General features: G+C 60.0%; 13 protein-coding genes. 3 read left to right on the top strand and 10 right to left on the bottom strand.

The features are described from left to right. Positions 1-80 precede the first annotated feature (80 nt). The gene (locus tag BK667_RS27350) at positions 81-1445 is read right to left on the bottom strand and encodes a DNA recombination protein RmuC (protein ID WP_185058286.1); all 1365 of its coding nucleotides are present in this window, start codon (positions 1443-1445) and stop codon (positions 81-83) included. 175 nt (positions 1446-1620) lie between these two features. Next, positions 1621-1944, bottom strand: coding sequence for an SEL1-like repeat protein (locus BK667_RS27355; protein ID WP_123599442.1), 324 nt, complete (start codon positions 1942-1944; stop codon positions 1621-1623). A 960-nt stretch (positions 1945-2904) separates the two neighbouring features. Between BK667_RS27355 and BK667_RS27365 the strand changes: the two genes are divergently transcribed. The 3 genes from BK667_RS27365 (at position 2905) to BK667_RS27375 (ending at position 5306) form a co-directional block, all read left to right on the top strand. Further along, the gene (locus BK667_RS27365) at positions 2905-3129 is read left to right on the top strand and encodes a hypothetical protein (RefSeq protein WP_003214941.1); all 225 of its coding nucleotides are present in this window, start codon (positions 2905-2907) and stop codon (positions 3127-3129) included. Positions 3130-3405: 276 nt separating this feature from the next. Further along, a complete protein-coding gene (locus BK667_RS27370) occupies positions 3406-3888 on the top strand; it encodes a hypothetical protein (RefSeq protein WP_054049533.1) in 483 nt (160 codons plus the stop codon). A gap of 146 nt (positions 3889-4034) precedes the next feature. Continuing rightward, entirely contained in the window at positions 4035-5306 is a 1272-nt protein-coding gene (locus BK667_RS27375; RefSeq protein ID WP_123599443.1) for an OmpP1/FadL family transporter, read from the top strand. 89 nt (positions 5307-5395) lie between these two features. On the opposite strand, the gene BK667_RS27380 is transcribed toward BK667_RS27375, so the two are convergent. The 8 genes from BK667_RS27380 to cobU form a co-directional block, all read right to left on the bottom strand. Continuing rightward, the gene (locus BK667_RS27380; RefSeq protein ID WP_123599444.1) at positions 5396-5947 is read right to left on the bottom strand and encodes a glutathione peroxidase; all 552 of its coding nucleotides are present in this window, start codon (positions 5945-5947) and stop codon (positions 5396-5398) included. A gap of 56 nt (positions 5948-6003) precedes the next feature. Further along, positions 6004-6126: a hypothetical protein gene (locus tag BK667_RS33740; RefSeq protein ID WP_259698195.1), complete on the bottom strand. Its 123-nt coding sequence runs from the start codon at positions 6124-6126 to the stop codon at positions 6004-6006. After that, on the bottom strand, positions 6123-7331 hold the full coding sequence (locus tag BK667_RS27385) for an MFS transporter (protein WP_123599445.1): 1209 nt from the start codon (positions 7329-7331) through the stop codon (positions 6123-6125). Before BK667_RS27385 ends, BK667_RS33740 begins: the two co-directional genes overlap by 4 nt. A gap of 52 nt (positions 7332-7383) precedes the next feature. Beyond that, entirely contained in the window at positions 7384-7788 is a 405-nt protein-coding gene (locus BK667_RS27390) for a MarR family winged helix-turn-helix transcriptional regulator (RefSeq protein ID WP_123510617.1), read from the bottom strand. Between the two features lie 170 nt (positions 7789-7958). Continuing rightward, a complete protein-coding gene (locus tag BK667_RS27395) occupies positions 7959-8693 on the bottom strand; it encodes an adenosylcobinamide-GDP ribazoletransferase (protein ID WP_123599446.1) in 735 nt (244 codons plus the stop codon). A 2-nt stretch (positions 8694-8695) separates the two neighbouring features. After that, positions 8696-9271, bottom strand: coding sequence for an alpha-ribazole phosphatase family protein (cobC, locus tag BK667_RS27400; protein WP_123599447.1), 576 nt, complete (start codon positions 9269-9271; stop codon positions 8696-8698). Then, the gene (gene cobT / locus BK667_RS27405; protein ID WP_123599448.1) at positions 9268-10323 is read right to left on the bottom strand and encodes a nicotinate-nucleotide--dimethylbenzimidazole phosphoribosyltransferase; all 1056 of its coding nucleotides are present in this window, start codon (positions 10321-10323) and stop codon (positions 9268-9270) included. The genes cobC and cobT overlap by 4 nt, the downstream gene beginning before the upstream one ends. Then, a complete protein-coding gene (gene cobU / locus BK667_RS27410; protein ID WP_123599449.1) occupies positions 10320-10841 on the bottom strand; it encodes a bifunctional adenosylcobinamide kinase/adenosylcobinamide-phosphate guanylyltransferase in 522 nt (173 codons plus the stop codon). Before cobU ends, cobT begins: the two co-directional genes overlap by 4 nt. Positions 10842-10903 lie beyond the last annotated feature (62 nt).

Here is a 10903-nt window from a genome sequence, read left to right on the forward strand (position 1 = left end):
GGACGCTCCGCGTCCGCTTCTGCAGCTGTGACGCAGAGCGTCACGGGATGCATTCCCACGCGGAGCGTGGGAACGATCAGTTACTCCGGCAACTCAGCCAACCCATCCACATCGGTCATCGCCCGCTCCAGCAAATCCGCCGGCAGGCTCTTGCTCGCCCGGGCACCGAGCAACTTCAGTTGCTCGCTGCGGCTGACGAGGTTACCGCGCCCTTCTGTCAGCTTGTTGCGCGCCGAGCTGTAGGCTTTGTCCAGTTGCTGCAAGCGATTGCCGACTTCGTCAAGGTCCTGGATAAACAACACGAACTTGTCGTACAGCCACCCGGCGCGCTCGGCGATTTCCCGAGCGTTCTGGGTCTGGCGTTCCTGTTTCCACAGGCTGTCGATAACCCGCAACGTGGCGAGCAACGTGGTCGGGCTGACGATCACGATATTGCGATCAAACGCCTCCTGGAACAGCGTCGGCTCGGCCTGCAACGCCGCAGAAAATGCCGCTTCGATCGGCACGAATAACAAAACGAAATCCAGGCTGTGCAAGCCATCGAGTCGCTTGTAATCCTTGCCGGACAAGCCTTTGACGTGATTGCGCAGGGACAGCACGTGTTGCTTGATCGCAATCTGGCCGATGGCATCGTCCTCGGCTGCAACGTATTGCTGATAGGCCGTGAGGCTGACCTTGGAGTCGACCACCACTTGCTTGTCGCCCGGCAGATAAATGATCACGTCCGGCTGGAAACGCTCGCCGTCCGGGCCTTTGAGGGTGACCTGGGTCTGGTACTCGCGGCCCTTTTCCAGGCCCGCGTGTTCAAGCACGCGCTCGAGAATCAACTCGCCCCAGTTGCCTTGGGTTTTCTGCCCTTTCAAGGCACGGGTCAGGTTGGTAGCTTCGTCGCTCAGGCGCAGGTTCAGCTGTTGCAGGCGCTCCAGCTCCTTGGCCAGGGAAAAGCGCTCGCGGGCCTCGGCCTGATAACTTTCTTCGACGCGTTTTTCGAAGGACTGGATGCGCTCCTTCAACGGATCGAGCAATTGCCCGAGGCGCTGCTGACTGGTTTCGGCGAAACGCTGCTCGCGCTCGTCGAAGATTTTCCCCGCCAGTTCGGCGAACTGCGCCCGCAGTTCATCCCGTGAGCCTTGGAGGTCGTTGAGACGTTGCTGGTGGCTTTCCTGCTGTTCGCGCAGCTCGGCGTTGAGGGACGCGGTCTGCGCGTCCAGGCGACGCAACTCAGCCTCTTTGCCGGCGCGCTCGATATTCCAGGCGTGGGACGCGTCGCGGGCGTCGTCGCGCTCGATTTGCAGCAGCTCGACTTCACGGCGTAGCGCGGCAAGATCAGCCTGCTTGGTGGAGTTGGCCTGGCTCAGATCGCCAATTTCATCGCGGCACGCATCGAGCTGGGCGTTCAAGCCGTCCTGGGCCAATTGCGCCATGGCCAGCCGCTCTTCCAGCAACGCCACGTCAGCCTGCCCGGCGCTCGCCCGGCGCTGGATTTGCCAGGCCAATGCCAGCAATGGCAATGCCGCGCCTGCCAGACCGAGCAATATGCTGGTCAAGTCGATAGCCATAGCCACTCCTGCCGATGAGATAAAGCTTGAAGGTTAACCAAGGCGTCAGGTCTTGGACAGCTCAGTCTTCGATCAGCCCCAGTTCCTGCTGGGCGCGTCGGTCACCGGCGCGGGCGGCTTGACGCAGCAAGTCGTGGCCAATGCGTCGATCCCGGGCGTTGCCGCACTCGCGGCACATCAACTGCCCCAGTCGGCTTTGCGCCGCCACCACGCCTTCGCGGGCCGGTTGCTTGAGCAAACGTCCGGCAAAATGTTTGACGTTGGGGTTATCGCCCAGGCGCGGGCTGTCCAGTAGCCACTCGGCCACACGCATGGAAAAGCGCTTGGGTGGGGTAACAGTCGGGGGCGTTGCGGTAACAGCGGTTGATACTGAGCGAAACTTCATAAAGCACTGTAGGGCAGATCGGAAGGCGCGCCACTCTACTCTTTTTTTCTTACAGGTAAAGTTGAAAAAAACCCGGCACGGCCGTCCTAGAGCAAGCGCTTGGGACAATCCACAGAAGCTGTGGATAACTCAGTGGACAACCGCCCTTGAACTCTCGCAAAGGCCTGTGGAATGGGGCTCGCAGTCAAACTGACGATTTTTTCACCAGTAAAAAAAAGCGATGTTTTTCATTGACTTAAATTTTCATTACAGGCACCCACTGGGTTTGAAGCCAAGGTGACAGTGAGGTGACAGCCTGCGCAACTAATGTGCACAAGTACCTTCACGGCGGTTATATCAATGCGCTTTTTCGGCGCGTTTTGCAGCCAAGGCCTGGGGATAAGCCTTGCCAGCGAGGCGACCAACGGCAAAGTCCCGGGCCATTTCAGGGCAACCTCCCTGTTTACGGCCTATAATCACGTCCCCGGAAAGGCCTGAATGGCTCAGCCGAAGATCTTTTTTGCTAACACACTTCCTTTCTCAAATTCAATCCGTTAGTATCCGCGGCGTTAGTACCAAGCTGAAAGTCAATTCTGGTCGAACAAATCCCCCCGGTCAGCCTTCCCTTGAGAAGCCTCCACCGACAAAGCGGGATCGACCACCTCGATGGTTTCCAGGTAAACCTTGCGTCAACACTGCCTTTGAAATGAATGCAAAGGGTGTTGCGAAGCTCACTTACTCTGACCGAACCAGCCTGCAAATTGATCAGGATCTTCACCCCGGGCCCAGAACCTTTGCCCTTGATGTGTTGCCTGCCCTCCTAAGTACCTACCTGCCAGCCCAAGCGCGCCAATTATCAGCGCTTCAAACTGGCTGCTTTGTTCCAGTCGGGTTCTTCGTTCGACCAATGGTGGTCGTCGTCACTGGAACGTTTTAATTTTGCACGGTTCTTAATCCGTGTCGCTTGTAGGAACACCAATAATGTCTACTCAAATCCACACTCAGGATGCCATTCGCACCCTAACCAACGCTTTTGCACCAATGAACTGCCTGATCATGGCCGCTCGCAAAGGCTGCTTCAGCTTCACTCTGGTCAACGAACACGGCATCGCTCGTCACAGCGAACGCCTGTACCCCGATCAATACTCCAGCGCTGAACCGCTGCAGGCCGTGATCGATCGTACTCGCCAGGCACTGGTTGCCTGAGACGCCAGAAAGACTGAAAACCTCAAAAGCCCTGCTCAAAAAGCAGGGCTTTTTATTGCCTGATATTTCACTTTCCCCACCCGACGCTTAAGCACTAACCGATATAACGGTTATAACTGGCTGCTGGAAATATTTTAAAAACAGTCCTTTACAGCGCGAATATGACACTACACTTCAACTCAAGCGGCTTGATCCGCTTTCGGCGAGCCTGAGTCGATTCACTGCTGCCAAGCCCCCCTTCAGGTATCGCCGCCCCTTTCATGTTTCGAGGGCTTTATGGGTATCGCTGCCAGCGAACTGTGCCGTTATGTAATCCGCCCGACTTTGATTTACCTCGGGCGCCATAGCGCAACTGCCGAATCCCTGTTGCTGGGCATTGCCGCCAGCCAGTCAGCCCTGGGCTCCGCCCTGCATGACCGCCGTGGCCATGGCCTGTACCGAATTGCCGAGCCCCGCCATCGGGCGCTGTGGGATCACTACCTGGCCCTCGACCCGGAACGGGCGAGCCTGGTTCGTGGCCTGGCCAGCCAGCATGCCTTTTTAAGCAGTCCGCACCTGGAATTGACCGTCAACCTGCGTTACGCCACCGCCATCGCCTGGCTGTTGGTAGAAGAGCAAAACACTCCCCTCCCCGATCCCGATGATTTGCTGGGCATGGCCCGAATCTGGCGCCAGACCTTCCAGCCCCAGGGACGTTTGCGCGACTTTACGTGCGCCTGGCAAACCTGTGTTTCATCCATGAATCAAGTCGCTTGCTGACCGCCCCGTTTCGAAAGATCCCGCAACAGGTCGCGAATCTGGTCGGATTGTCCTACAAAACCGCTCTAACTCAACCCATACAGGCTATAGCGCTGGGACGAAAATGTTGGTAATTTTCGCCCCGGTGATCACCAGGAGTTCTAATAATGAAAAAAGTCATGCTCAAAACCACCCTTAGCCTCGCCGTTACCTTGGCATCCACCCAGCTCTTCGCAAGTGGCTTCGCCATCAACGAACAAAGCATCAGCGGGATGGGTACAGGTTTTGCTGGGCGATCTTCTTCTGCCGACGACGCAAGCACAATTTATGGCAACCCTGCCGGCATGGCGCGCATCAAGCGCGAACAAGTCACCGGCGGCGCTGCAATGCTCGACGCACACACCAACATCAGCAAGGCCCGTTCCAGCCCTAACAGCGGCAGCAACGACGGCGACATGGTGCCGTTCATCGCCGTGCCGATGGGCTACTACGTCAAGCCAATCGATGACAAATGGGCAGTCGGTGTAGGCGTGTACGCACCGTTCGGTCTGGTGACCGACTACGAGCACGGCTTTGCCGGCCGTTACTTCGGCAGCACCAGCGACGTAAAAGTCGTGACCCTGCAACCGACCGTGAGCTACGCCTTCAACGACAAGGTGTCGATCGGTTTCGGTCCGACCATCAACCGTATTGACGGCAAACTGGAATCGAACCTGTCGATTACCCAGGCGGCTCCCGATGGCCAGGTCAAAATCAAAGGCGACGACACCGCACTGGGCTACAACATCGGGATTCTGGCTCAGCTGACCGACAGCACCCGCGTCGGCCTGACCTATCACTCGAAAGTGAAGTACAAGCTCGAAGGCAATACCAAGGTCAACTACGGCGTACTGGGCCTGATCGGCCAGAACCCAAGCCAGAAGTACGACGCTTCGCTGGACCTGACCACCCCTGAATCGGTGGACTTCTCGCTGACTCATCAGATCGACGACAAGTGGACCGTGTACGCGGGCAGCACCTGGACTCGCTGGAGCCGCCTGAAAGAAATCACCGTCGAAAACAAAGGTGTTCCTGCTGTCCTGAACGGTCAGTTCGGTTCCATCACCGAAGAACAGAACTGGCACGACACCTGGGCTCACGCCATCGGCGCGTCCTACCAGTTGAACAAGGAATGGGTCCTGCGTACCGGTCTGTCCTTTGACCAGGCGCCGACCAACAACGTCGACCGCTCCCCACGTATCCCGACGGGCGATCGCAAGATCTTCAGCCTGGGCGCCGGCTGGAGCCCGACCGACGACCTGACCATCGACGTGGCGTACTCGTACCTGCGTGAAGAATCGGTCAAAGTCGCCAACAGCAACGACCGTGGCCAAACCTACGACGCCAAGTATCAAAACTGGGCGAACGGTTTCGGTGTCGGCGCGACCTACCGCTTCTAATGATTCACGGCGAGGCTGAACTGCTCGCCACCTGAATCAAAAAAGCCCCGCCCTCTTGTACAGAGGCGGGGCTTTTTTATGGGCGTCGATCAGGGTTTCGAGGCCAGGGCTTTCTCTACAGCCTCGATGAATTCCGGGTTGTCGGGCTTGGTCAGGCTGGAGAAATTGGCGATCACCTTGCCTTGGCGATCGACCACGTATTTATAGAAATTCCACTTCGGCGCGCTACTTTGCTCGGCGAGGACTTTGAACAGATGGGTTGCATCGTCGCCGCGAACTTTCTGCGGTTCGGTCATGGTGAAGGTCACGCCGTAGTTGACGTAGCAGACCTTGGCGGTTTCTGCGCCGTCCTTGGACTCCTGCTTGAAGTCATTGGACGGAACGCCGATCACCTCCAGCCCTTGATCCTTGTAACGCTGATACAACGCCTCAAGGCCTTTGAACTGCGGGGCGAAACCACAGAAGCTGGCGGTGTTGACCACCACCAGCGGCTTGCCGGCGAAGCGCTGGCACAAATCGATGGATTCCTTGGCGCGCAACTTGGGCAACGAGCCCTGCAACAGCTCCGGACAGTCGGCCGCCTGGGCCAATCCGGTAAACGCCATCAGCAACGCGGGAACTGCAAGCCAGCGCATCTGCATGTCGGTGGATCCTTGAGAAGTCGTCAGAAAACGAAGTTACTCGCCCTCGCAACGCTCTAGCAAGCACCCATGCCCAACTGCATCAACGCCAGGCCGCCCTGATGCCAGCCCCACCACACCAGGGCCAGCAGCAAAGTACCGGCAGCCAAGGCAATGATTCGCGGCCAATAACTGTTCATATCGCACTCATTTGGGTTTGCAGCCGCGCCACCGGCCGTTCGCGCACCGGCCAGTTCAGGGCGGCGGCCAACAGGCTCAAAAGAATCGCCACTTGCCAGATCAAGTCGTAGCTCCCGGTCCGGTCGTATACCACCCCGCCCAACCAGCCGCCAAGGAACGATCCGAGCTGGTGAAACAGGAAAACAATCCCACCGAGCATGGACAGGTTTCGTACACCGAACAAGGTCGCCACCGTGCCGTTGGTCAATGGCACCGTGGATAACCACAGAAAACCCATCGCCATGCCGAACAGATACGCCGTGGTCGTGGTGACCGGCGCCCACAGGAACAGCCCGATCACCACCGCTCGCAACAGATACAGACCGGTGAGCAAACGCGGCTTGGACATGCGCCCGCCGAGCCAGCCCGCCGTGTAGGTGCCGAAGATATTGAACAGCCCGATCAGCGCCAGCACCGTGGTGCCGACCGTGGCCGGCAAGTGCTGATCCACCAGATACGCCGGCAGGTGCACGCCAATGAACACCACTTGGAAACCGCAGACAAAAAAGCCGAACGCCAACAGCCAGAAACCGGAATGGGAACAGGCTTCGCGCAACGCTTCGGACAAGGTCTGCTCATGGCCGAGCGACGGCAGCGGCTTGTCCTTGAGCATGCTCACCAGCGGCACGATCAGCGCCACCAACAATCCCAGTACCAGCAATGCGGCGGACCAACCGAGCCAGCCGATCAGCCCCAGCGTGCCAGGCAGCATGGCGAACTGGCCGAAGGAACCGGCGGCGCTGGCAATGCCCATGCCCATGCTGCGTTTTTCCGGCGGCACCGCGCGGCCGACCACGCCGAGGATCACCGAGAACGAGGTGCCGGACAGGCCGAGGCCGATCAACAGGCCGGCGCTCAGGGACAAGGTCACGGCCGAGTCGGACATTCCCATGCAGATCAGGCCCGCCGCATACAACACGCCGCCGACCAGCACCACTTTCGCCGCGCCAAACCGATCAGCCAGCGCGCCGGTGAAGGGTTGCGCCAGGCCCCAGATCAGGTTTTGCAAGGCGATAGCAAATGCAAACGTCTCACGCCCCCAACCGAACTCGGCACTCATCGGCGCCAGGAACAGACCGAAGCCATGTCGCACGCCCAGCGACAACGCCAGAATCAGCGCACTCCCCACCAACACCCAACCGCAAGTACGCCACATTGATGTCATTCTTATTCTCCGGTAGCGGGTATATACCCGCTTAAGATTGAACAAACCGGCATCAAGCCAGTTCGTCCAGCAATCTGAGCAAGGTTTCGCGTTTTTCGGCGCCCAGACGGTCGACCAACCGCTGCTGCGCCGCTTCCCAGGCGGGCAAGGCCGCTTTCAGGCGATCAGCGCCGGTCTCGGTGAGTTTGACGATGCGGTTGCGCATGTCTTCGCCCTCGACCAGCGTCACCAGTCCTTCGCCTTCCAGCACGCGCAAATTGCGCCCCAGGGTGCTGCGGTCCAGGCCCATGGCTTCGGCCAGGGTCGAAATACTCGGTTGATCCAGACGTTGCAGATTACACAGCAAAGAATACTGGGCAACGTTAATCCCGAAGCCGTCGAGAGCGCCGTCGTAATGCCTGCTGACGCCACGGGCGGCGCGACGCAGGTTGATGCATAAACATTGGGAATCGAGCATGGTGCGTGTATATACCCGCGGTTAAATGAAAGCAAATTTTTGATACATAAGCCTGCCGACGGGATCGCGCGTTTTGCCGCCCCCCTGTAGGAGCAAAGCTTGCTCGCGATGAACGATAACGCGGTTAGCCTGCAAGACCGAGGCGTGGCCATCGCGAGCAAGCTTTGCTCCTACAGGAGTGTCAGTCCAACGAGCAGCGTCATTTCCAGCAATTCCAGCAACGCCCCCGCCGTATCGCCCGTGGTCCCGCCCAACCGTCGCACCATCACCTGCCGCAACCAGACAAACACCACCGCCGCCAGCGCGAGCGCCACCAGACCTTTGAAAACTCCAGCGATCAGCACACAACCCAAGGCACTGACCGCCAACACCTGCCAACCCGCCTTGCGCGGCAGATGATCCGCCAACGCCTGCCCCAACCCACCGGCCCGCACATATGGCGTGGTCAGGAACAACCCCAGCAACGCAGCACGTCCGATCAACGGAACAACGACCAACACAACGGCCTGCCCCTGCTCGATCAACGCCAGCAACGCGGCGAATTTGAGCAACAACACCAGCACCAGCGTAACCACCGCAATCGGTCCGCTGCGCGGGTCTTTCATGATGGTCAGGGTTCGCTCACGGTCGCCAAAACCACCGAGCCACGCATCGGCGCTATCCGCCAGGCCGTCCAGGTGCAGCGCGCCGCTGAGCAATACCCACGCGGTCAGCAGCAGCGCGGCATGCAGCAACAACGGCGTGCCGGCCAACAACCCGTTCAGCGCCCACAACAAAGCGCCAAACAGCAGCCCCACCAACGGATAAAACAGTAGCGAGCGCCCCAGTTCCTGAGGCGCCGGCATCCCCGGCAGACGAATCGGCAGACTGCTCAAGAATTGCAGGGCGATCCAGAAGGGCAACATGTTCAGAGCACTTCCTTTAATACCGCGCCGGAATCGACCGACAGCGAATGCAACGAGGCGTGGGCGACTTCGACGTTGAGCAACTGTTCACGGGGCAAGCCTCGGGCCTGGGCCAGCAGCAATTTCATAACCCCGCCATGGGTGATCAGCAACACCCGCTCGCCTGCAAAAGTCCCGTGCAGACGCTCGACCGCCGCCAGCACACGCGCGGAAAAGTCCAACACCGGCTCGCCTTCGGGGGGCGTAAACGAATACGGATCGGTCCAGAACAACCCCAACGCCTCGGCGCTGGTTTTCATCAGATCCGCAGTGTTCTGCCCCTCCCACGCGCCGAAATGCAGTTCTTGCAGGTCTTTTTCCAGCTGCACCGGCAAGCCGAGCCGAGCACCCAGCTCTTCGGCGAACCGCGCACAACGCTGCAACGGCGAGCTGATCAGCCGATCCCAAGGCCCCTGCCCGATCACCGCGGCACGTAACTGCGCCCAACCCTTGTCGGTCAGTGCATCGTCGAGACTGCCACGCAGGCCGCCGCCGAGTTCGGTCTCGCCGTGACGCAGTAAATCCAGGCGCAAAGTCATGCAGGACGATCCGCCACGGCCGCTTCAGCGAAGGTCGCCATCTGCCCGTGCAGATCGCAGGCCAGGCGCAACAACGGCACCGCCAACGCCGCACCGCTGCCCTCGCCCAGACGCAAACCGAGATCGAGCAATGGCTCGGCGTTGAGGGTTTCCAATATATGACGATGACCCGGCTCGGCACCGCGATGACCGAACAGCAACCACTGGCGGCACTCGGGATTCAAGCGCACCGCCACCAACGCCGCGACGCTGCAAATAAAGCCGTCCACCAGCACCGCAACGCCTTCCTGGGCACAGGCCAGGTACGCACCGACCAACGCTGCGATTTCAAAACCGCCGAGGTTGAACAGGGTTTGCAGCGCATCGCCACGCTGAGCGCCGTGCAAGGCCAACGCCCGCTCGATCACTTGCGCTTTATGGCTGACACCCGCCGCGTTCAACCCGGTGCCCGGTCCAGTCAGGTGTACTACCGGGCAATCCAGCAACGCGCAGGCCAAGGCGCTGGCCGCAGTGGTGTTGCCGATGCCCATTTCGCCACCGATAAACAACTGCGCCCCCGCCGTGATGGCGCGCAACACGCTGTCGCGACCGGCCTGCAACGCCCGTTCACCTTGAGCGGCGGTCATGGCCGGGCCGTTCACAAAGTTGGCAGTGCCCGGACCGACGTTCAGATGGCGCACGCCCGGCAGGTTCAGCGATGGCGTGACGGTGCCGAGATCGACCACTTCAAGAGAAGCGCCCAACTGCCGCGCCAACACGCTAATCGCCGCGCCGCCAGTGACGAAGTTGTGCAGCATCTGCCCGGTGACTTCCTGGGGAAACGCCGACACCCCTTCTGCAACCACGCCATGGTCACCGGCAAAGATCGCGATCCACACCTGATCAAGGCTCGGCTTGACCCTGCCCTGCAATCCGGCCAATTGCACGGCGACCGATTCGAGCCGACCGAGGGAACCGGCCGGTTTGGTCAGTTGCTGTTGGCGGACCTCGGCCTGTTCAACGATGGCCGCATCGGTCGGCTTGCACGGGTTCAGCCACCAGGATTGAGTCATAACGCAGTTCCTTTCAGAGTCAGGGGCAGGCCGGCGACGGTCAGAACGACGCGCTGACAGCGCTCAGCCAGGGCTTGATGCAGCCAACCGGCTTCATCGACATAGCGGCGAGTCAATTCGCCCAGCGGCACGACACCCATTCCGGTCTCGTTGCTGACAAAAATGATTTCACCCGGCAGCGACGCCAGGCAGTCCAGCAAGGCATCGCGTTCGGCGGTCAGGCGCTCGGGGTTGTCGAGCATCAGCAGATTGGTCAGCCACAGGGTCAGGCAATCCACCAGCAGGCAACGCTCGGCGCCGGCGTTTTCGCGCAGGACGCGGGCCAGTTCCAGGGGTTCTTCGATCAGCGCCCATTCGGCGGGACGACGGGCGCGGTGATGGGCGACCCGTTCGTTCATTTCGCCGTCCAGGGGTTGGCTGGTGGCGATGTAGGTCACGGCCAGGCCACTGTCGGAGGCGAGTTTTTCAGCGAGGCGACTTTTGCCGGAGCGGGCGCCGCCGAGGATTAGTTGGAGCATGGTTTATTCCTTAACATGTGCGGTGTGGCGACTTCCGCTTTCGCGAGCAGGCTCGCTCCCAC

Source organism: Pseudomonas frederiksbergensis (genome assembly GCF_003732705.1).
Classification (GTDB): Bacteria; Pseudomonadota; Gammaproteobacteria; order Pseudomonadales; family Pseudomonadaceae; genus Aquipseudomonas; species Aquipseudomonas frederiksbergensis_F.